The organism is Corynebacterium diphtheriae (assembly GCF_001457455.1).
GTDB classification, from domain to species: domain Bacteria; phylum Actinomycetota; class Actinomycetes; order Mycobacteriales; family Mycobacteriaceae; genus Corynebacterium; species Corynebacterium diphtheriae.
The window spans coordinates 258248-279804 of the sequence record NZ_LN831026.1; the positions used below are offsets into that span (position 1 = coordinate 258248).

Below are 21557 nucleotides of genomic sequence, written 5' to 3' on the forward strand. Positions count from 1 at the left end.
GCGGTGTTGTTGTGTTGGCTAGTCAATCGAGTGGTCACCTCGATTGAGTGCTTTGACTTCTGCTTCAACTGCTTTCATATCCATCGTGTTTACCTCTGCATCGAAGCGTAGCTGGTAAGCGTCTCACTCTGCCTGCGCCTTTGCGATTGCCTGCTTATGGCTTCGCTTCCCAAAACCATGGAGGACATGGCGCTCATTAAAGACAAGCCATGCGTCTGTCTTCTTCATCCAGTCATCTAACAGGAGAGTCTTTTTCCTCTCTGCTTGATCTTCGGCGTAGTTGAGGAAGTTCTTGGCTATACTCATATCGCCCTTGTGCGGCTGTTCACCAGTCCAGTTGGTTAAGCCCGCGTTCGGCTTTGTGTGGTCTGCACGCAGACAGATAAGTTCCGCAGCGGTATTTCCATGGGTTGCGAAGTGAAGCCGGTTTTGGATTCCTGCGAAGAAATTTTTGACCTCTTTATAGGATTTGATTTCTTCATAGTCGGCACTGGTAGCAGCAATGACGTCGCAGATTTTGCGGAAGAATTGACGCTCGGAAATCCGTGATCTCACGGATCCGCTCAAACAACTCGTCAAAGTGCGTATCTACTCCATCATTCTTCGGACGCTGATCATCTAGCGCGAAACCTTTGGTGAGGTATTCGCTAAGGACTTCTGTAGCCCATTTGCGGAATTGCGTCCCGCGCACGCCTCGGACTTGGTACCCAACCGCGAGGATCATATTTATGTTGTAGTGATTGATAGAACGATCCTGACCTTGCTGTTGTAAAAGTTTTTTACATTTGGTTTGGTCCAGTTCTCCATGGGAAAATTGGGTGACATGAAAATTACTTTTAAGAAAATTTGTTAAACATTGTTCAAAAAGATGTTATGTTTAAATCGTCGTGATGATCATGAATTTCATTTAGTGGAGGGGGTGATGTGTCATGCGGAAGTTTATTGCTGGCGCTGCATCATTTTTAGTCTTGGCAGGGGCATCTGGAATGGCTCATGCTGTAACTTCTGAACAAGTGCCTAATGAGGTGGTGACGAATGGGACTGTTGATCAACGGCGGGTGTCGTCGTTGGAATTGTCTCGTGAACCTAATGAACGGCGTGATCAATTACTGAATGAAGGATTTTTAAAAGAAGCTGAACAAGAATTTCCTGGATATACTATAGAAACATATCGTAACACCAGTAATGGAGTTACCGTTGAGTACGATGTGGTTGCTTGGAATGATGATTTAACCACGGTAACTCCATATATCAATTTTGAATGGAATTGGGGTCCACGTATTTATATTACCGGTGCTGAGTTTTGGTCTCTCGGTTCTTCAGGGTTTGCTGGTGCAGTTTGTTCACGTTTTGCAGGATGGAAGGCGGGGGCAGCGTGTTCTGCTGTTGCTTCGGCGGCTTGGAATAAAATAGCCTCTAGACATGCAATTCTTTCTGATCAAACCTGTTACGATTTAAGCCAATTTATAAACATTGGCTGGAAGCGTGCTCCGCAAGAAAAGTGTGCATAATTCAAAATGAAAAAGATTGATTCACTCTCGATGAGGAATTCCAGGCTGGCGCCGGTAGTCTGCGTTATCCTTGTGTTTTTTTCTTCTGTCTACACTATCTTTTGCCATGGGTTTTTTGCATTTGATGCAGTGGTTTTTATTGTTGTAGCGGTAGTGCTGGCGCGTCGTCTTGGAAAAACGAAAAATAAGGAGAGTGAATCAGCGATTGGGATCATTGCAGTTGGTTCTGTAGTGCATGTTCTTAATCTGGCACATATGATTGATTTACCAGCGTTTGGATTAGGACTCATTATTGCTGGGGCGGTTGTATTATTTGTTGCTGATTATCTATAGCAAACTGAGGCTGGGGGTTTGGAGTCCTCCGGTTGTGCGATTAAGCCCCAGTCCACAGTATATGTGGGTTGGGGTTTTGCATTGCTGGATATTTGTGGGTCGGTATTTACTTGTTTTGGTGCGCCGAAAAGCTTGTCTTCTGTGTAGCAGAAGAGACGGTCGACTAAGTGCGCAATTTCGCCGAAGGAGCTGACAAGAAAAGAGGCTCAGGGGTGTTCAATGCTTAAAAGCGAACAGACAGCGAACAATATAGGTATATATGCAGGTAGGGGTCATTTTCTTTTCTACTCATAAGAGAACTATCCAGTTTACTGATTGCTGCGATGGCCTTGTTCCAAGATTCTGCTGGTATACGCGCTGTAAGTCGTGGAACCTGAATACGACCAGCTATTTGCTCTACAGGACTTAGCTGCCAAGGAAATGGAAGCGAATCGAACCAAAAGCCATGATCGATAGACCAGATCTCGTAATCATTATTAGTATCGTAGAGAAACTGAAGATCCTCCTGAACATTGCACAGTGCCCACAGTGCGATGAGCTTAGGAATCTCATTGTGATTGCTGTCATCGAGAACATGATGAATAGCAGCCGGATCAGTCTCAAGGACCGCACCTTCGAGATTAAGGGAACCGAACAATGGCGTGCCATCTAGAGAATACCTGCGAGTAGCATCTCCGACACGGTATCCAACAAACGTTTCTGGAACATGGATTACTGCCCATTGACGAACACGCGCACCGATGCGTTTGCCAATCTCACTAGCAACGACCTCATTGATCGTTGATTCCCGCCCATGATCATTAATAAACCGTTTGCATCAGTAAACATTGCCGTCACTTGCGTGTGCTGGGAAAGGCCTTGTCTCTGGTTCAGTAAGCAAACACGATTGAGCCGTAATTCGCCCTCGTGTATAAAGATCCATCCGCATACTCAACATTTGTGGGGGAACACCAAGCTCAGCAGCTATCGCAGGCGCAATTCATTCATTAGCCCGCCGCTCGATCATTGTGATCCCCATTTTGTTGGAGAGTGATTCAAGTGCTGCTTCCACAGGATTCATTTGATCTCCTAGATGTAGTTCTCTTCTAATGGATCGGCGGCTTTTGCTCTGCGGTTTTTCGATCTCAGCATCGATGCCGTCGAGGATGGAATTGTAACTGGAGGCTTGGGTTCTAGTGGTGGTTGCAACACCGAGATTGAAAGGATGTTTCAACGGTGCTGTATGAGTATGCGGGTGTTGTTTACCCGCCCCGTTCAAAAATGTGTGCTGCTCGGCGTGAGCATTATGTAGAGCTTTTGCGTCAGGGACTGAATTTTACGCAAGCAGCCAAAGTAGTGGGCGTTTCCAAACGTACCGGGAAAGTATGGCGTAATGGACGTGACTGCTCGAGCGGGCGTAACGAAAAGGCTAGCGTTGCCTGGTACTGTGCAAAAATGGAGATCCCTGAAAATGCTGGACCGTACTATCTAGGCCTGCAAGAACGAATCATTATCGCTGATAGGCTTCATGCAGGTAAAAGTATTCGCGCGATTGCCGGAGAGTTAAGCAGGGCACCGTCAACAATCAGCCGCGAGGTAAATAAACATCGTAGCCCAATAACAGGGGACTATCAGCCATATCACGCTGACCAGCAAGTAATACAAGCCAGGAAAAGACCTAAGCCAGCCAAGATTAACCGCAGTGCGCTATTGTTTCAACTGGTGGAGGACGGGTTAAAGAAACACTGGAGCCCGGAGCAAATTAGCGGGTGGCTGAAGAAAAACTATCCTGATAACCCGGCAATGAATATGTGTGTAGAAACCATTTACCAAGCGATGTATGTTCATGCCCGTGGACAGTTAAAGCTAGAGGTTAAAAAGATGCTGCGTACAGGGCGTAGCAGGCGTAAACCGCATAAACAACCCCAGCAGCGCACACCCCGTTTTAAAGACCCCATGGCAATGATTGCTTGCCGCCCGGCACAGGTCGATGAACGGATCATTCCAGGACACTGGGAAGGGGATTTGATATGCGGTGCCGGCAATAAGTCCGCGATTGGCACGTTGGTAGAGCGTACAACCCAGTTCACAATTTTGCTACATCTTCCTAATCACCATGATGCCGGCAGCGTTCAAGAAGCGATCGTGAAAAAGATGCAAGGACTTCCAAAACTACTACGTAACTCCCTTACCTAGGATCAGGGGTCTGAAATGGCGCTGCACAAGAACATCTCTACTCCTTAGATATGGATGTTTTCTTCTGCGATCCTCATTGTCCTTGGCAACGAGGCACAAACGAGAACACCAATGGTTTACTACGACAGTACTTCCCAAAAGCTACCGATTTATCCCAGTACCCAGAAGACTATCTTGACGCAGTCGCAGAAGAGTTAAACGATCGACCACGCAAGACGTTAGAATACGATAAACCCAGCGAGCGGATCCTCAAGCTGCTTGCCTAAAACCATCAACCGTTGCAACCACCCCTAGAACCCGCCGGCGAGAAGAATGTGCGCCGCATCGAACCACTGACGGCCTCGGAAGATTTCTCCGTGCTTGCCGACGCCTTCGGCACACTGTACTGCTTCTGGCTACTGGGTGGGGCGCCAGAAGGTGTGAGCATCCCGAACCACAGCCCGAAATTCGCGCCGGTTCTGCAGCCGACTCTAGAAACCGGCACCAGGGCGTTGGTCTCGGCAGCGTGTGAGTATTTGCGCTGATCACCGGGTTGATTGGCGGTGGCGTCGGCAAGCATAGACAGACTTAAAGTCGTCGTGGACCTTACTCCCGCGTGAGTACGCGCAATGCGGCATCGTTAATGAAAATGCGCTGACGGCCTCGCTTAGTTTCACTCAACACCCCAATATCAACCAGATGATTAAGCCACGTTGTGGCCGTTTGTCTTTTCACTAGTCCGCTGTCTTCCACATCCTGAATGCGTAGGTACGGGCGCACCATCGTGATTTCAGACATTTCTTTAGCCGGACTAATAATGCCCGCATCGCGGATAACAGCCGTGATCTCATCTTGTACCTGACGTAAGTCCGCGATCATAGTAGCGGCGTCGGTGGCTGCAATCTCCACGCCGCGGATCATAAACAAAAGCCAATCTTCCCAAGCAGATTCCGTTGTCACTCGGTTCAAGCAACGATAATATTGCGCCTTGTTCTCCACGATATAGCCGGATAAATAAAGCACAGGGAACGGAAGCAGGGCTTCTTGCAGCAGATACAGCACATTGAGGATACGCCCTGTGCGTCCGTTACCGTCGGTAAACGGGTGGATGGCTTCGAACTGATAATGCAACAGAGCCATCTTTACCAAAGAATCAACGTCATGCTCGCTATAGATATAGCGCTCCCAACGCGATAAGTGCTGCTCAATCACTTCTCGCCCTTCAGGTGGAGTGTAGATGCGCTGTTGCGTATGCGGGTTACCGATGAATGTTCCAGGGTAAGAGCGAAACGGCGCAATGTGCGGTTCATCGCTTTGCAAAGTTCCGCAGACTATTTGCGTGGTCTTGGCAGATAGTGGCCGTTGACCGATCGATTCCAAGCCCGCATGCAAGGCGGCGTTATAACGCAGAGCTTCTTTAGTTGCCGGGGTCGGCTCTGCGTCAACGTTCCAGGCAGCGCGGAAAAGCTCATCGTTTGTGGTTACGATGTTTTCGATTTCTGTAGACGCGCGTGCTTCGCGCAACGGAATCGTGGAAGTAAGAATCTCCGGATTGGGAATAAGCTGGCAAGCGGTGCGTAGCTCAGCAAGCTTTTCTTTTGCAGCAATAATCGCTTTGAGCACCGGAACGGTTTCGACGACTTGGGCAGGGGGCAGAGGTGGAAGCTCGTTGAAAGGACGGTTGGGGTCGAACGTGGTGCTGCTCATGTCGAAAGAATAAACATATTGGTGAGTAATGTCGATTTTTGGGCGAAAAATCGACATTAAACATCTCTAATGTCGATTGCGTAAACATATCGGGGGCGCGCTCGTCGCCGGGGAGCCGACCGCTGAGCAGTTGCTGCCCGCTGTGGGTTGCCACCCGTCGACACAGCCCACAGCAGCCGATACGGTGAGAGCATGTTGTTTGATTCTCTGCCGCGCCCGAGTGAGCGCATCGCGCCGGGCGTAGCGCACCTGCCGGGCTGGTTGGGCGTCGACAAGCAAGCGGAGCTAGTGCGCGAGATCCGCGAGATCGCCCGCACATACGCGGATACTCCGATGGCGATGCTGCGCCCGACGCTAAAATCCGGCGGGCAAATGAGCGTGTATCAGCTGCATTTAGGCAGGTACTGGCATTATCCGAGTTACCGGTACGTCGACAAGATTGCGGATACCACCGTCCCGCCAGTGCCAGACAGCCTAGCTGCGTTGGCGCCGGCAGCGTTGCGCGCAGCAGCGGAGGTTGCCGAAGAACTAGCCCCGTGGGTAGAGGCCTTCGTGACAGAGATGGTGCTGGTCAACTACTATCCGCCGGGTTCCGGGATGGGCATGCACGTCGATGAATTTGAGGAATCGCGGGCGCCGGTCATTTCAGTATCGATTGGCGACGAAGCACTGTTTCGGATGGGACACACCGAATCACGCACCCAACCCTGGGACGATGTGACTCTGTGCTCCGGCGACTTGGTGGTTTTCGGTGGGCCGAAGCGTTTTGCTTATCACGGGGTGGTGCGCGTGAATGATGCCACGCTTCCCGACGGCTGCGGGCTGGAACAAGGCAGGATTAACATCACGATCCGGCAGGTTTCTGCGGCGCCGAACGTACAGGGGCGTTAAACAGGGATTTGCTCAAAGATTGCCTAGGGAACCGTGAATGCAGACTTGCTAAGAAGACGACAGACCCAGGCTGGAGCCACCGCCACCAGCACCGCTACGGTCTACGTGGTTGCTGGGACTGTTGATTCTTGGAATTCGGGTTCTCGGGCTTGGCGGCGGTGGTCTGCGCAATCCAATCGCCTAGCCCATGCAGCGAAGCAAACAGCGAGAAACGCCCACCACCTTGAGGAGCCTTAAACGAGGTCACCCCAGCAACCTCACCGTTGACAAAAAGCGGCCCGCCGGAATCGCCACGCCCGGCTTTAGCCTCGTCCAAATACTGCACGATGAATGCACCATGCTGGTTGCCCTGCGGCCGAACTCCGGAAGAAGTTTTACCAACCGCAGCGCGGGCATACTGCAGCGTCTCGCCGGTGCCAGCACCCCAGCCGTACACGCGTCCCTGCTCACCAAAGCTCACCGGTGCGCGGCGAACCGCGCGGACCAGACGCTGCGGCAGCGCATCGGTGACATGCACCAACGCCACATCGCCGTGCGGTGCCCACACTGCGTAATCCGAGGTGAACGTATTTTCTTCCCGTTGTTGCTGCTCGCGGGTGGTGCCAACATAGACCGGCCGCTGCAAATTGGGCACCTCGACGCAATGCTGGGCGGTCAGCACCCACTGAGAAGCAACCACGGTGCCAGTACAACTAGCCACTTGAACCACGCCTTCGGCAGCGGTATCGTCCTCAGGGGAGACGGGCGTGCCATTTGTCAGTGCGGTGGCTGTTGCCGCACCAAGAACACCGCTGGTACCCGCAATACCCAGCAAGCTTGCTGCAGCAAGAGTAACAATTTTCCGCATTACACATCCTTGCAATCTTGTGGAACCACACGCTTGTTGGAGCCCTGCGTTCTCGCGCGGCGGAACGGTGATTCACTAATACGACTGACTTTTTCCGTTCGGATCATAGCACCAACGGTGGGTAATGGGCACACCATAAGCAATATACGGTTCCCCGTGCGGTAGCACGTGAGCTACCTACTCCCGCTCCGCAAGACAATCGAGAAGCTATGTGGGTGCTGTAGTGTCTGGTCGGGCATGCGGACGAAATCTTGGAGGATTTCCTGTATGACTAATGTGCGATACACGGATGCCCAAATGTCCCTTAAGCCATCAAAAAGCTAGCGACCACCAATGGTGGTCGCTAGCTAAAGGTGTAGGCAAGTCTTCTGAAATTACCGTTGATTTCCACTCATATTATTCCTCAAGCGGTAAATGTCAGCGGCTAACCCTGAGGCGATAAGCATAGCGCTGGCTGCAAGAAAATTTCGGCTAAAAAGCACGACGATTCCCGCAATTGCCATAATCACTGAAGATATGAGGTATAGTTTATTTACATCCATTCACGCCTCCGCTTTTACTGTATCTTATATTTACATCCATTCACGCCTCCGCTTTTACTGTATCTTAGTTGAAACAGTATTCAGAAACCCCGGCCACGCCGATTAGTTCAGCACCTAAGTCACGAAGCGCTCCTCCGGTCTGTTGAATGCTGGGCCAGTTGAATCCCTTTTGTGCTAGCTGAGAAACAGCAGCTTTTACACCACCTAAAGCTTTGATGGCTTTCTTAATTTTGATGATCTTTGCGACGGGCAGCAAGGTCGATCCAATTGCCCACAAAATGGCCCCTGCACATGCTACTTCAGTAGCGATATAGGGCACAATCTCTTTGGAAGCTAGATTTTCTTGAACCCATTCGGCTGTGGCTTCGTCACCTTCAGCAAGTACTTCGTCTGGAATGGAGTCAATTGCAGTTAGCAGCTGTTCAACTTCATCATCGGGAATCCCGAGACTTGAAGTTGCCCCTAAGGTCTGAGGCACTGATGACATAGATGACTGGGCATTTGCGGGAGATTCAACTGCAGATAGAATCAACGCCATGCTGAGCGGAATAGAGAGAAGCCCGAATTTCTTCATGATCTCTCATTTCATAAAGTGATCTACCGTTTATTGGTGGCCATTTCCATTGGCCAATCATAAGAGTACTGGCTGAGTCTAAGCCTCGCGACAGGTAGATGATTTTATGTGACCGCTTCAGAAAAACGCTAAGATAGTTAACCTGATATTCATTTCAAAGTAACCTTTTATATACCTATTCTTAATGTTTAGTTAACACTCTATGCCTTTTTAAGTGACACGTGACTTCTTAGATATGTCTGTATTTACGTCGTGAGTGGCGTACCACCGTATGAACGTACAGCTGTACCGGCGCGCTAGTCGATCTTCGGTGCCGTTAGTGCCTGTTCTCCGCGTCCTCGGTGCGCGTCTCGCCCCGTGCTGCCGTCGGTGCCCCGCTTCTCCGTCTCGGTGCCGGATTGATCTTTTTCTTCCCCTCTTTGCCCTCCGTGACCCCCTGGCCGTGGCCACGCACTGAAGTGCCCCGAGTTTTGTTCCTAGGCATTTGCCTTGATTTTTATTATTCCCTGTTGCGGGTTCTGCTTCCAAAATTCGGTTTCCACTTCAACTGGGGTGCGGTACCCCAAGCTTTGGTGAAGCCTCGTCTGGTTCCACCATGACATCCACTCGAGCGTCGCGATTTCTACCTCGACAACGTCATCCCACCTGCGAGTGTGGATCAGCTCGTTCTTGTGAGGGGCCGTTAACGTTTTCAGCCAGAGCATTGTCATAGCAGTCGCCTACTGTCCCAGTAGAAGCGGCAATCCCGTGCTCAGCCAAGCGCTCGTTGTAGACGATGCTCACATACTGCTTGGATTCAATCGGTGGTTGCAACACTGTTGTTTTGAATTGATTGTAGTTGTTCATTGAAGACTTCGGCTGGGGTTCGAAATCCAAGGACTTTTCTTGGTCTGTTGTTGAGCGTGTAGGCGATGGCGGCGAGGTCTTGGGCTGTCCATCGAGACAGGTCGGTACCCTTGGGAAAGTACTGGCGTAGGAGTCCGTTGCTGTTCTCATTCGTGGGACGTTGCCATGGCGAGTGTGGGTCCGCGAAGAACACTTTCGTGCCCGTGGCTAGAGTGAAAGCGGCATGGTCAGCGAGCTCGGTTCCGCGGTCCCAGGTCAACGTTTGACGCAGTTGTAACGGTAGATCTTTCATCACGGTTTGTAGGGCGGTGTTCATCGCTTCAGCACCGTACCCACCCAAGGCAGGTCCGTTCTTCGTCCTTGGTTGTTCACCCCAGCCGTCCAACCGGGGCAGGTGCACCAGCAGGATCGACCGGCTGTAGCGTTCGACCACGGTCCCGATCGCTGACCTGCCGGTACCGATGATCAAGTCTCCTTCCCAATGCCCGGGCACCGCCCGATCCGAGGCTTCCGGGGGCCGGTTAGAGATGACAACATCGGCGGTGACATGACCTTTAGGCTTGCTCTTGGACCGGGCGCGGGGTTTACGCAGGGCCCGCCCAGTCCGCAGTGCGGCCACGAGTTCACGCTTCAGCGCCCCGCGCCCCTCAATATAGAGCGCCTGGTAGATCGCTTCATGGGAGATTCTCATACTCTCATCATCAGGGAAGTCGATCCTTAACCGCTGCGATATCTGCTCCGGGCTCCACGCGGTCAACCACCGTCGGTCTGCCCTGTGAGGTTTGCTCCGGCCCTTCCACGCAGGCGTATCAGGCCCCGCCATGACGACCCCGTTTTCATCTCGGACCGTCCCAGCAAGACGCTCCTGAACATAGTCTTGCAGGCGCGGATTATCCACGAGTTTTGCTTGTTTGGGACGCTTAGCGGCTTCCTGAGCTTTCCACTGGGCCACCCCTACCCGATAAATCTGCTTGCCACCACGGGTGGCAGCATTACGCCGTAGCTCACGAGAAATCGTCGCCGGATTGCGGCCAATCCGTCGAGCGATCTCACGCACACCCGTCTGTTTCTCCCACAGGATCGCGATTTCCTCTCGTTCAGCAAACGATAGATACCGCCCCGAGGGCTCGTCCAAAGCTAACGGTCTCATTCCACCAGCATGACGGAACCACCTCGTTCCCACCGGTACGGACACCCCCACCTGAAGGGCGGCCTGCGCAGTGGTGATTCCCGTCGCGATCAGACCCCAGAACTGGCGTTGCACCGCCCGTGACGGAACCGGCCTACCCGGGGAACGCATCGCAGGCCGCAACGCCCGATCCGCACGCCACTGACGCCGCACCCCCACCGGCATATCACTGGTCTTCTTACTCCAGTCCTTGGTAGCCACCTTCTCACACCTCCATGCTCAGGGTGTTGCGACAACCAATTGAATCCACCCTGTCAGCCGTGGTCTGAGTGGTGAATCAAGCCCGTTGTTTCCTTGGCGCACACAATGGCCTGGTTTAGTGCTTGCAGTAGCAAGGCTTGAAGTGCGCATCGAATCAGACAGCACCCACCCGATGATCCTCCAAGAGTACACATCGGTTACGAACGCGGTGTACACGAACCCTTGTCTTGGTGCGCACATAAGTAATGTCGGCCACCCACAACCGATTGGGGGCCAGGGCCTTAAACTCACGATTGACCAAGTCAGGGCGAAGATCTGGGTCCTTGGGTTTGCGCGTTGTGATTGGCGCTCCGCCTTTGCCTTTGCCAGTAACTCCTGCAAGGCGCATGAGGCGGGCTGTGTGCTCACGTCCAATGTCGATTCCCTCGCGGCGAAGGGCGTGCCACATCTTGCGGATGCCGTACACACCGTAATTTTCGGAAATGCACATCACGAATATGCCCTACAAGGGCGGCGTCGCGAAGACTACGGGCACTTAAGTCCCGAGCCTTGGATTGGCGGTACCCACGCAAGCTAAGAAAACCGCCTTCACGGTGGATGTTTAACGTCTGGCAGATGAGCAAGGCAGAGAAACGATTCCAATACTCATCGATGAATCGGAATCATTTCTTAACGTTTTAGGCCTGGTCGTGAGGCGAAAAAAGCTGAGGCGGCTTTCAACAACTCGTTGGTGTCGCGAAGCTGATGGTTTTCTCGACGCAGCTTGGCGCCTCTGCCACAAGGTCCTCAGGCAACCGTTCAGTAAAACGTCCTTCACGTCGAGCGGGCTTGCGCCCATTGCCTCGCCGTGTGCCACGAGGCGCACTACACGGTCTTTGGCATCTTGGTCAAATTTTCCTTGGCATGTTCGAAGATTTTCCCATCTACTCAAACGGAACAAAACCTGGGGCACTTCAATACCCAAGTCATAGACCCCGTTCCACGTTGTACGCCTAGCCGGTGACAAGCCCCGTGGGAGGCTTGAAAAACTGTTTGACTTCGACAACGACTACGCACCATTACAACAGACCTAGTACTACTACCAACAAGCAAGCAGCCAACAAAGCCATGAGCACGCTTATTGACCCGCTTGTTGGCATGAAAGACACCCAGGATCGCTAAGATCGCGTAGCTAGGCAAGCCCATGAACAAGCGCCGTAAGGACATCCTCGCCTACATCCGACACACAATCAATGCATTCTAAAACCGGAAGCACCACTAAACGGGGGTATTTCGAAGGATTTTTCTCGGCACTTCACACCAAATCGCTTCCAAACCGGCCGTTTGAGCAGATTTGGTGTGAAGTGCCGTCTTTTCGGGGGTGAGCGGGGGTGGCGCGCCCACCAACGCCCACCAACGCCAGCCAATCCCAGCCAAGCCAGCCACGCCCGAACCCCAGCGAACTAATCAATGCACTCTAAAACCAGAAGAGCCGTTTAAGAATTGCCGCTAACCAATAAAGCCGAGGATCTAGGGCCTCGGCTTTTTCTTATGCGGTGGGTTGGGAAAACCCTGGCAGCATGCGCGGCATTACTTTGCCGGTGGCGTTGCGGGGGAGCTCGTCGATGAAGTGCACATCGCGGGGGATGGAGTGGTCGGCAAGCTTGTTGCGTACCCAGTCGCGGACGGCGTCTTCGGTCAGCGCCTCGCCTGCGGCGGTGGGGCTTTTGACGATCCACACGGCGATTCGGGCGAAGGTTTCATCGTCGTCCACACCACTGGCGTAGAGGTCTTGGATACCTGGCATGGGTTCGAGGACTTCTTCTACGGACCGTGGGAAGACGTTTTCGCCGCCGACGATGATCATGTCGTCAGTGCGGCCGAGCACGTACAGTAGGCCGCGTTCGTCGAGGTAGCCGCGGTCGCCGATCTGGACGAGTTCGCCGACGCGCTTAATGGGGATGCGGGGGTCGGTGTAGCCGTTAAGGGTGGTGTTGTTGTAGCAGAAGATTCGGCCGACGGTTCCGGCGGGAACGGGCTGGTCGTTGTCGTCGAGAATGCGCACGGTGGTGCCTTCGCAGATCTTGCCGGCAACGGTGGGGTTTTTGGCTACTTCTTCCATGTTGGCGATGGCTGCTGCGGAGATCTCGGTGCTGCCGTAGAGGTTGCACAGGATTTTGCCAAAGCGGTTGTGGACGGCATCGACGAGCCATGGGGATAGGGCGTGGCCGGAGGAGAAGATGAATTCGAGGCTGGAGCAGTCGATGTCTTCTTGGCCTTCGACTTCGAAGAAGCGTTTGAGGAAGATCGGGGAGGAGATCATCGCATGGATTTTGAAGCGTTCGACGTCGCGAAGCGTGCGTTCGGGGTCGAAGATTCGGCGGGTGACCACGGTGCAGCGCATCGCGAAGCTCAGGTTCAAGATTCCCCAACCCCAAGTGTGGAACACCGATGCGGTGAGCTGGACGTTCATGTTGGTGCGGAACGGAATCTCGCTGAGTACAGCGCCCAGGATTGTGGGGGCTTTAGGCTCGTTGCGCATGACGCCCTTGGGGATGCCGGTGGTGCCGGAGGACATGAGCACAATGGCGCCGTGTTGAGGGAAAACGGGTAGTTTTCCGCTGGTGTGCGTTGCGACGATCTCCTCTAGGTCGAGGCATTCCGCAGCGCGGGGGTGCGGTTCGGCTTCGCGGTGGGCCACGATCACGGGGATCTGGATGTCTTCGGGGAGGCGTGGCAGGAATTCTTCGTCGATGACGAGCAGGTTGATGCCGTCGCGGCGGATGCAGCCGTCGAGTTGTTCGCGGGAGGATCCGATGTTGAGCAGGTAGATGGAGGCGCCTGCGTAGCCTTTGGCGGTGAGCGGGTAGATGCTGCCGCGGCCGTTGCGGGCCATCACGCCGATGCGGAGGTCCTTGCTATTGAGCTGGTAAAAGTAGCGGGCTAGGGCGCGGGAGTTGTCGCGTAGTTCTTGGTAGGTGAGGCGGCCGTCGTCGTCGATAAGTGCGATGCGGTTGGGGCACACGCGGGCTGCTTGTTCTACTTCACGTGCGGTGGTGAAGCGATATCGTGCCATGGTGGCTGGAGTGCTCAGCGCTGCGAGGGGGTTGCCCTCGGTGCTGAGGAGCCCTGATGCGGCGATCGTGGGCATGTGGCGTGCCATCGACGTCAGCGTTGTCAGCAGTGGCGCAATCTGGGGCATGTAAGGAAAACTCCTATAAAAGACAATTTGTATGACATAGCGGTTTATATGCAGAAGTGACCCCGATGTTACGCTCCATTTGATAACATCTTTAACTTTGGTAACAACTTTCAAGTAGAAAACTTTCTTATGCGATTACTAACAGCCTTCTGTGCCACGCTCCTCGGACTCCTTGCGGCACCACCCACACACGCAGGTATCGCACACGATAACGCCGTTATCTTCGGCGACTCCATCGTCGCTGACCCGCTGGTATCAGAAGTAATCGCCGGCCGCCTGAGCAGCCAACCACACTGCCCACATTCACCGATCAGCTACGCCGAAATCGCGGCGAAACGCCTAGGCCTTGAGTCCCGCAACTTCTCCTGCGCCGGTGCCCAAGTTCACATGGGCGGACCATTTTTAAAAACCTCGTTTATCGCCCAGATCGACACCGCCATCGCCACCGGAGCCCTTGATACCCACACCCGGCGCGTCTGGATCACCCAGGGGTTTAACGATGCCTGGAGTGGGCACCCCGCGGCGCAGGTGGTTGCCACTATGAATGAGGCGATCGGCCGGATCCGCGCGTATGCCCCGAATGCCCGTATTCAGATTGTGGGGTATCCGCAGATCACCCATCAGGGCCAGCTTTGTTTGGTGCGGCTGCCAGGTCAGCCTGCGTGGCCGATTGCTGCGGCGGTGATCGCCGCGTGGGAGGATCAGGCCTTATTTATTCAGCGCGAGGTGGCTGCGGCTACTGGCAGTGAGCTTATCGACGTCCGCTCCGCGACTGCGGATCATTCCATGTGCGCACCCGATGAGCAGCGTTACATTTCCAGTGTGGTGGATGTTGCGGGTGCGCCTACGCATCTGCCTGCTCATGTGAATGAGCGCGGGCATCAGGCCATTGCGGATTTTATTGTGCGTATGAGGTAGTCCCCGTAGCCGGATTTTTTGAGTGGCTGGGCGAGTGCTTCTAGCTGGGTGTCGGTGATAAGGCCTGCTTTCCATGCGGCTACTTCTGGGGATCCGATGATAACGCCGGTGCGTTTTTGCAGTACTTCTACGTAGGAGGCGGCTTCGCTCATGGAGTCGATGGTTCCGGTGTCGAGCCATACGTCGCCACGTTCGAGTTTGCGCACATGGAGCTTGCCTTGCTGCAGGTATGCATCGTTAATGGCGGTGATTTCTAGCTCGCCGCGTGCGCTGGGTGTGATTGTTTCCGCGATGCGGACGACGTTGTTGTCGTAGAAGTACAGTCCCACCACCGCGTAGTTGGAGCGTGGGTGCTGGGGTTTTTCTTCGATGGACAATGCGGTTCCTGTGGCATCAAAGGTGACCACACCATAGCGACTGGGGTCGGATACCTCATAGGCGAACACGGTGCCGCCGTCAGGACTATGGCACCCCTTGAGTGCTTGACCAAGGGCGGGGCCGTCAAAGATGTTGTCGCCTAGGGCTAGAGCAACGCTGTCATTGCCAATGAAATCGCGGCCGATAATAAATGCCTGCGCTAGGCCATCAGGGCGGGGTTGCACTGCGTAGGAAAGCTCGATGCCCCAGGAGGAGCCGTCGCCAAGCAGGCGTTGAAACGCCGCTTGGTCCTCAGGGGTGGTGATGATCAAGATCTCGCGAATACCCGCTTGGATCAACGTGGTCAGCGGGTAGTAGATCATTGGCTTGTCGTAGATCGGCATAAGCTGCTTAGAAATCCCCAACGTAATGGGATGCAAACGAGTGCCAGAACCGCCGGCGAGAATGATGCCCTTCATGGATCCTAAGCCTACTTGGTGCCCAAGTAATCCCGCACAGCATCCCGCCATGGGCGCGGTTGAAAACCCGTGGCCACAATCTTGTCCAAGTTGAACGTCGACTCCGTGGGGCGCTTGGCCAACGGGCCTGTGTGGGCCTCGTACTCGGCTGTGGTAACAGATGTGACCGCCTCACCGGATACCCCACAGTGTTCAAATACTGCGCGGGCAAGATCATCGCGGCCGACCACATCGCCAGAATTAGAAAGGTTGTACACACCATAATCTGCGCCGCTGCGCAGCAAATGCACAATACCCGCCGCCAAATCCGCAGCATGGGTAGGCCGACCACGCTGGTCGCTAATCACATTGGGGCGAATCCCGCGCTGCGCCAACGAACGCATGGTTTCCACAAAGTTGCCACCTTGGCCAAAGACCCACGACGTACGCACCACATAGTGTTTCGGTGTCACAGCGGCCGTAATATCACCCGCAGCCTTCGAGGCCCCATACACCGACAGCGGCGACGGCGCTTCCGTCTCCTCATGCACGGACGTGGTGCCGTCGAAAATGAAATCCGTCGACACATGCACCAACGTCAGATTATTCTCCGTAGCAATCTGGGCCAGCCTTGCTGGGGCAACAGCATTGACCTCCCATGCGCGAGCACGATCATCTTCTGCCGCATCCACATTGTTATAGGCCGCGCAGTTAATAATCGCCTCATACTGGCGCCACGGGCGCTGCGGTGGGTTAACCACATCGAAATCCGCATGCGAACACAACTCGGCATCCGGCAACAACTCGGCTAGCGCACGCCCCAACTGGCCATGGGCGCCGGTGATGAGAATGCGACGCGGTGGCATCGGGGTGGCCTCGGCAAGCTGGGGGTGACAACGATCCTTATCTGAAATCTCCGTGGGAGGAAGCGGCCAATCAATCATGTCCAGATTCACCGCCGTATACGTAGCGTCCGGCGACCAATGGTCGTTGACCAAATAGGTGTAACTTGTGTTGTCTACTAGTGCTTGAAAGCCATTGGCCACCCCACGCGGCACAAACACCGCAGTATGAGGGGTAATGGTGCAGGTGACTACCTCGCCGAAGGTGTCAGAACCCTCGCGCAGGTCGCACCACGCACCAAACACCTCACCATGAGCCACCGACACGAACTTATCCCATGGCTCGGCGTGCAAACCACGCGTTACGCCCCGCTCAGCGTTAAAAGAAATGTTGTTTTGCACCGGCTGGAAATCCGGCAAGCCCGCCGCCACCATCTTTTCCCGCTGCCAGTTCTCCTTGAACCATCCACGGTTATCGCCATGAACGTCGAGGTCGACAATAACAACACCGGCAATGGCAGTGGGGCGAACCTGCATAATCTATCCCTTCAATCAAACGCTATCTGCGCACAACTTTAATGCCCTTGGGCTAGATAACGCTGCTCTACCGCGGCCTTTTGGGGCTCCCACCAGTCGCGGTGCATGCGATACCACTCGATAGTCTGCAGTAAGCCCTCACGCATGCCGGTATCGGTATCGGTAAAACGTGGCTGCCAGCCGAGCTCTGCACGCAAGGTGGAAGAATCCATGGCATAGCGCATATCGTGGCCAGGGCGGTCTGCAACGTGTTCAAAACCGTCCGCACCCATGAGTTCACAGATCAGTGTGATAACGGTTTTGTTGTTCACATGATCATTGTCTGCACCGATGATATAGGTCTGGCCGATGCGACCGCTTTCTAGAATCCGGATCACGGCATCATTGTGGTCATCCACATGGATCCAGTCGCGCACCTGCTCGCCTGTACCGTACAACTTAGGCGTGAGCCCACTTAAAATGTTGGTGATCTGGCGTGGAATAAACTTCTCAATGTGCTGGTAAGGACCATAATTATTGGAACAATGAGAAATAGTTGCACGCAATCCAAATGAACGAACCCACGCGCGTACCAGATGATCCGACCCGGCCTTCGTTGCCGAATACGGCGACGACGGATTATACGGCGTGTGCTCGGTAAAACGATTCGGATCATCCAACTCCAAGTCACCAAAAACCTCATCCGTAGACACATGATGGAAGCGCACATCATGGCGACGCGCAGCCTCCAACAACGTAAACGTACCCACCACATTGGTCTGAACAAACGGCGACGGATCCACCAAAGAATTATCGTTATGCGACTCCGCGGCAAAGTGCACCACCACATCCGAGTCAGCCACCAAGCGATCCACCAACGCTGCATCACAAATATCGCCCACAACCAAAGTGGCATCACAGCCATCCAAATTTGCGGCGTTGCCGGCATACGTCAGCTTATCTAGTACCGTGACCCGATACTCCGGACGGGTAGCAAGAACACGCCTGACAAAATTCGAACCAATAAAACCGGCGCCGCCGGTGACCAGCATACGTTTCACAGCCATCGATGTTACCGTGGGCACTCCGGCAACGCAGTCTCATACAACCACGCATGCCACAACGCATCCAGCTGCGCCGAAGAATCCACTTCCTTGAGCAACTCACGACGCAAATCCACCGGCTCCACAACGCAATGCCGACCCGCCGCAACATAACGTGCAATGGCGCGGAAGAAAGCTGCGCTGCCAAGCAGCGTGCGAAGCGCATGCAACGTCAACGCACCACGCTTATACACACGATCATCAAACATATCGCGCGCACCAGGGGCTGCCACCACAATATCTGCAGGAAGCTGCGCTAAACGTTCATAATGCTGGGACGCCGTCACCGCCGCCGGAATCCCCGCCGAATGCTCAAACCACAACCACTCCGCATAACACGCAAAGCCCTCATTCAGCCAAATATCATCCCACTGCGCAAGACCCAAAGAATTACCAAACCACTGATGCGCCAACTCATGGGCAATCAGCCGTTCCCACTGCTTGGTACCCCCAGCATGATTTGCACCAAAAATAGACAACCCCTGAGCCTCTAACGGAATCTCAAGATCATCCTCGGTTACAACCACCGAATACTGGTCAAAAGGGTAGGGGCCAAACAACTGAGAAAACAGCTCTAGCATCGCAGCCTGGTCGGAAAAATCATGGCGCACCCCAGCCGCTAACGCCGGCGGAGCATACGCGATTACGGGAACCTCACCTGCGGCACCAAGCTCATAGCGCTCATATTGCCCAACCTGCACTGTTGCCAAATAGCTCGCCATCGGATGCTGCGTTTGATAGCGCCACTGTGTGCGCGAACCATGCCTCGTGGTGCCCAACAACTCGCCATTAGCCACCACCGTGTACGGCGAATCGCACGTAATGCTCATGGTGTACAGCGCCTTTTCATCGGGAGTGTCATCACACGGCAACCACGAACGCGCACCATTAGGCTGGCTGGCCACCAAGGAACCGTTGCTCAGCTCCTCCCAGCCGATCAACCCCCAAGTGCTCCGAATCGGGCGCGGATTACCAGAATAGGTCACGGTGATCTTAAATTCCTGGTCCACGGGGATCTCTTCGCTAAAAGAAATCCGCAGCTTATGGTTGCTGTGTCGGAACTTCTGCACCTTCACAGCCACCGCCGACGTACCCTGTGCTGTCACCGACTTCACCGTCAACGCGTCGGAAAGATCCAGCGTAAGGCTGCGTAGTGGCTGATAATTATCCATCGAGAGCGTGACCACAGCCTTCAAACGATTCGGCGCAACCACATAGTCCAAGGAGACGTCGTAATGCCGCACGTGAAACCCTAAGTTGAAGTCCACCTGCGTATAGGAGTCCCGCGTACCAGGAATGGGTGTAGAGCGAAGCCGGTTCACCGTACGCCTCCCAATGCGTCAAGCAGCCACATATAAATCATGGCCTCCGACGCCGCCACCTGCGCATTATCCGCAGCGCCGGCATGGCCGCCCTCCGAATTCTCCCAATAGTCCACAGCCTGCCCAGCAACCTCCAAAGCACGGGCAAACAAACGTGCATGAGCGGGGTGGACACGATCATCGCGTGTCGACGTAGTCACCAACGCCGGCGGATACACCACCTGCGCACGAGCTGCCACATGGTGCAACGGCGAATAACTTTCCAATACCGCCCGCTCCGCCGGATCATCTGGATCCCCATACTCCGCCATCCACGACGCACCCGCCGACCACGTGTGATACCGCAACATGTCCGTCAGCGGCACCTGAATCACCGCAGCATCAATCGCCTCCGGATAACGCGTTAACGCCACCGACGTGAGCAACCCACCATTGGAACCGCCGCGCACCGCAATCTGCGAGGCATACCCGCGCTGCCGCAGATCCTCTAAAACCGCTTGATGGTCCTCATAAACCTTCACGCGATGACGCCGAATCACACTTTCATGCCAGTGCGGACCGAACTCGCCACCACCGCGCAAATTAGGTTGTACAAAATAGTTTCCCTTGCTCAGCCACGCCCGACCGCGTATCGACGAATACCCAGGCACCAGCGAAACCTCAAAGCCGCCATAGCCGCCCACCAACGTAGGACGCGGGCCTTGAGAAAAATCTCCCACGATAAAATACGGAATCTTGGTGCCATCTGCCGACGTTGCCCAATGCTGCCTCGTCTCCATACGAGAAGCATCAAATAGCGCAGGTGCCTGCTTGACCACCTCAGGAGTAGTGTGTTGGCCAAGCTCAACGCGATACAACGTATCGGGTTGCGTAAACGACGATGCCCCCAACCACAGCTCATCAGATTCCGAATCCGCCGCCACCACACGCGCGGTAACCATATCGCCGACATTGATGCGTCGCGACTCCGACCTCGGAGCCCCGCGATCAACAACCTCAATCCGGCTGGTCACATCCTCCAAAATCGTGAGCACCACATAGGAGGCCGTCAACGTAAGATCCTGCACACTTGATTGCGGCGTAGGACTAAACACCGTGAAGAAATCCCTGCGACCCGCCAAGAAATCCTCAAACAAAATAGCGCCCACACCACCAGAAGCAATACCGGCGTACTCCTCACGTGGCAGTACATACATCCACTCACGATGGACTACCACCGTGCAATCCTCCGGCACCTCAATAATCTGCAGATGACCATCATGCTGAATAAACGTCCGCGAACGATAAAAATCCAACGCCCGACGCACAAACAACCGCTCAAAACCAGGGACAGTCTCCGCCCACGCAGACACCACCAAATCCGAGCTAAGACCGCAGAAAAACTCCTCAGCCTCAGCAAGATTCGTGCCACGCCGCCACACATGAACCCGCGCCGGATAGCCCGACTCCGTCAAACTGCCGGCCCCCATATCCGTTCCTACCAGCACAGTATCGCGATCCACCCAGCACACCTGAGTCTTGGCCTCCGGAACCGTAAACGCGTGATCTCCAACAAAACTGCCACTATCAAGATCAAACTCGCGGATTTCCACCGCGTCGGCGCCACCACGGCTCAACCTAATCAACGCACGATCAAAATGATGCGGACGAACATGAGCGCCCTTCCATACCCAACTTTCTTCCTCAGAAGCAGCAAGGCGGTCGACGTCGATAAGCACCTGCCATTGCGGGGAATCGCTGGTAAAACTCTCCAACGTAGTACGTCGCCACACCCCACGGGGGTGGTCGCGATCCCGCCAAAAGTTATACAGATATTCGCCCCGCCTCGTCACATAAGGAATACGCGCGTCCGTATCCAACGCCTCATGAATACTGCGCTGGAGTGCATCGTTGCTCCACCTCTCCTGCGTAGCCTGCGACCACTCGCGCGCCCACTCAAGAGCGGCGGGGGAATCGATCAGCTCTAGCTCCTCAACAGGGGGGTGGTGCATCGCCGGCGTGTCCTTTCCTTGGGGTAATAAAAAACCTCGCTGATAACGCACTCAAAGCGTATCAGCGAGGAAGT

At 54.4% G+C, this 21557-nt stretch carries 21 protein-coding genes and 2 pseudogenes; 8 read left to right on the forward strand and 15 right to left on the reverse strand.

Features of this window, described 5'->3' with window-relative positions:
* Positions 1–123 precede the first annotated feature (123 nt).
* Entirely contained in the window at positions 124–555 is a 432-nt protein-coding gene (gene rhuM, locus AT687_RS01295; protein ID WP_021334822.1) for a RhuM family protein, read from the reverse strand.
* On the reverse strand, positions 479–724 hold the full coding sequence (gene rhuM, locus AT687_RS13260) for a RhuM family protein (RefSeq protein ID WP_014302837.1): 246 nt from the start codon (positions 722–724) through the stop codon (positions 479–481). Before rhuM (AT687_RS13260) ends, rhuM (AT687_RS01295) begins: the two co-directional genes overlap by 77 nt.
* 262 nt (positions 725–986) lie before the next feature.
* Between rhuM (AT687_RS13260) and AT687_RS01300 the strand changes: the two genes are divergently transcribed.
* The 5 genes and pseudogenes from AT687_RS01300 (at position 987) to AT687_RS11715 (ending at position 4543) form a co-directional block, all read left to right on the forward strand.
* Entirely contained in the window at positions 987–1511 is a 525-nt protein-coding gene (locus tag AT687_RS01300; RefSeq protein WP_014316306.1) for a hypothetical protein, read from the forward strand.
* Between the two features lie 6 nt (positions 1512–1517).
* On the forward strand, positions 1518–1844 hold the full coding sequence (locus tag AT687_RS01305; protein ID WP_014318586.1) for a hypothetical protein: 327 nt from the start codon (positions 1518–1520) through the stop codon (positions 1842–1844).
* 445 nt (positions 1845–2289) lie between these two features.
* Positions 2290–2496 (forward strand): hypothetical protein, encoded by a 207-nt coding sequence (locus AT687_RS12330; protein WP_021334824.1) that lies wholly within the window; start codon positions 2290–2292, stop codon positions 2494–2496.
* A 608-nt stretch (positions 2497–3104) separates the two neighbouring features.
* Positions 3105–4285, forward strand: a pseudogene (locus tag AT687_RS11710) (IS30 family transposase).
* Between the two features lie 12 nt (positions 4286–4297).
* On the forward strand, positions 4298–4543 hold the full coding sequence (locus AT687_RS11715) for a hypothetical protein (RefSeq protein ID WP_014318589.1): 246 nt from the start codon (positions 4298–4300) through the stop codon (positions 4541–4543).
* Between the two features lie 61 nt (positions 4544–4604).
* Here AT687_RS11715 and AT687_RS01330 read toward each other — a convergent pair whose 3' ends face one another.
* A complete protein-coding gene (locus AT687_RS01330; RefSeq protein WP_014318590.1) occupies positions 4605–5762 on the reverse strand; it encodes a Fic family protein in 1158 nt (385 codons plus the stop codon).
* A 135-nt stretch (positions 5763–5897) separates the two neighbouring features.
* Between AT687_RS01330 and AT687_RS01335 the strand changes: the two genes are divergently transcribed.
* Positions 5898–6596, forward strand: coding sequence for an alpha-ketoglutarate-dependent dioxygenase AlkB family protein (locus AT687_RS01335; protein WP_014318591.1), 699 nt, complete (start codon positions 5898–5900; stop codon positions 6594–6596).
* A 48-nt stretch (positions 6597–6644) separates the two neighbouring features.
* Here AT687_RS01335 and AT687_RS01340 read toward each other — a convergent pair.
* The 6 genes and pseudogenes from AT687_RS01340 to AT687_RS12335 all read right to left on the reverse strand — a co-directional run bounded on the left by AT687_RS01340 (position 6645) and on the right by AT687_RS12335 (position 11285).
* A pseudogene (locus tag AT687_RS01340) lies at positions 6645–7443 on the reverse strand (S1 family peptidase).
* Positions 7444–8049: 606 nt separating this feature from the next.
* The gene (locus tag AT687_RS01345) at positions 8050–8559 is read right to left on the reverse strand and encodes a hypothetical protein (RefSeq protein ID WP_014302843.1); all 510 of its coding nucleotides are present in this window, start codon (positions 8557–8559) and stop codon (positions 8050–8052) included.
* Between the two features lie 476 nt (positions 8560–9035).
* Complete coding sequence (locus AT687_RS13460) at positions 9036–9263, reverse strand: integrase core domain-containing protein (RefSeq protein ID WP_353430559.1); 228 nt, start codon at positions 9261–9263, stop codon at positions 9036–9038.
* A complete protein-coding gene (locus AT687_RS13465) occupies positions 9196–9342 on the reverse strand; it encodes a transposase (protein WP_014303484.1) in 147 nt (48 codons plus the stop codon). Before AT687_RS13465 ends, AT687_RS13460 begins: the two co-directional genes overlap by 68 nt.
* Positions 9343–9355: 13 nt before the next feature.
* Positions 9356–10759 carry an IS30 family transposase gene (locus AT687_RS01355; RefSeq protein ID WP_047928725.1) on the reverse strand — a complete coding sequence of 468 codons (1404 nt, stop codon included), beginning with the start codon at positions 10757–10759 and terminating at the stop codon, positions 9356–9358.
* A gap of 190 nt (positions 10760–10949) precedes the next feature.
* Positions 10950–11285 carry an IS3 family transposase gene (locus tag AT687_RS12335; protein WP_014318596.1) on the reverse strand — a complete coding sequence of 112 codons (336 nt, stop codon included), beginning with the start codon at positions 11283–11285 and terminating at the stop codon, positions 10950–10952.
* Between the two features lie 542 nt (positions 11286–11827).
* Between AT687_RS12335 and AT687_RS13265 the strand changes: the two genes are divergently transcribed.
* Positions 11828–11956, forward strand: a complete 129-nt coding sequence (locus AT687_RS13265; RefSeq protein WP_256270423.1) for a hypothetical protein — start codon at positions 11828–11830, stop codon at positions 11954–11956.
* Between the two features lie 367 nt (positions 11957–12323).
* Here the strand turns inward: AT687_RS13265 and AT687_RS01365 are convergent, their stop codons facing one another.
* Positions 12324–13976: an acyl-CoA synthetase gene (locus AT687_RS01365; protein WP_014306416.1), complete on the reverse strand. Its 1653-nt coding sequence runs from the start codon at positions 13974–13976 to the stop codon at positions 12324–12326.
* Between the two features lie 129 nt (positions 13977–14105).
* On the opposite strand from AT687_RS01365, the gene AT687_RS01370 reads away from it, so the two are divergent.
* On the forward strand, positions 14106–14894 hold the full coding sequence (locus tag AT687_RS01370; RefSeq protein WP_014318597.1) for an SGNH/GDSL hydrolase family protein: 789 nt from the start codon (positions 14106–14108) through the stop codon (positions 14892–14894).
* Here the strand turns inward: AT687_RS01370 and rfbA are convergent.
* Genes rfbA through AT687_RS01395 form a run of 5 tightly spaced genes read right to left on the reverse strand, consistent with a single transcriptional unit; the run spans position 14858 to position 21483 of the window.
* Positions 14858–15730 carry a glucose-1-phosphate thymidylyltransferase RfbA gene (gene rfbA, locus AT687_RS01375; protein WP_021334833.1) on the reverse strand — a complete coding sequence of 291 codons (873 nt, stop codon included), beginning with the start codon at positions 15728–15730 and terminating at the stop codon, positions 14858–14860. The two genes, AT687_RS01370 and rfbA, sit on opposite strands and share 37 nt — an antisense overlap.
* 11 nt (positions 15731–15741) lie before the next feature.
* Positions 15742–17088, reverse strand: coding sequence for a dTDP-4-dehydrorhamnose reductase (gene rfbD / locus AT687_RS01380; protein ID WP_014318599.1), 1347 nt, complete (start codon positions 17086–17088; stop codon positions 15742–15744).
* Positions 17089–17126: 38 nt separating this feature from the next.
* On the reverse strand, positions 17127–18119 hold the full coding sequence (rfbB, locus tag AT687_RS01385) for a dTDP-glucose 4,6-dehydratase (protein WP_014318600.1): 993 nt from the start codon (positions 18117–18119) through the stop codon (positions 17127–17129).
* 20 nt (positions 18120–18139) lie between these two features.
* On the reverse strand, positions 18140–19492 hold the full coding sequence (locus tag AT687_RS01390; protein ID WP_014318601.1) for a M1 family metallopeptidase: 1353 nt from the start codon (positions 19490–19492) through the stop codon (positions 18140–18142).
* Positions 19489–21483, reverse strand: a complete 1995-nt coding sequence (locus AT687_RS01395; protein ID WP_014318602.1) for a prolyl oligopeptidase family serine peptidase — start codon at positions 21481–21483, stop codon at positions 19489–19491. The genes AT687_RS01390 and AT687_RS01395 overlap by 4 nt, the downstream gene beginning before the upstream one ends.
* Positions 21484–21557 lie beyond the last annotated feature (74 nt).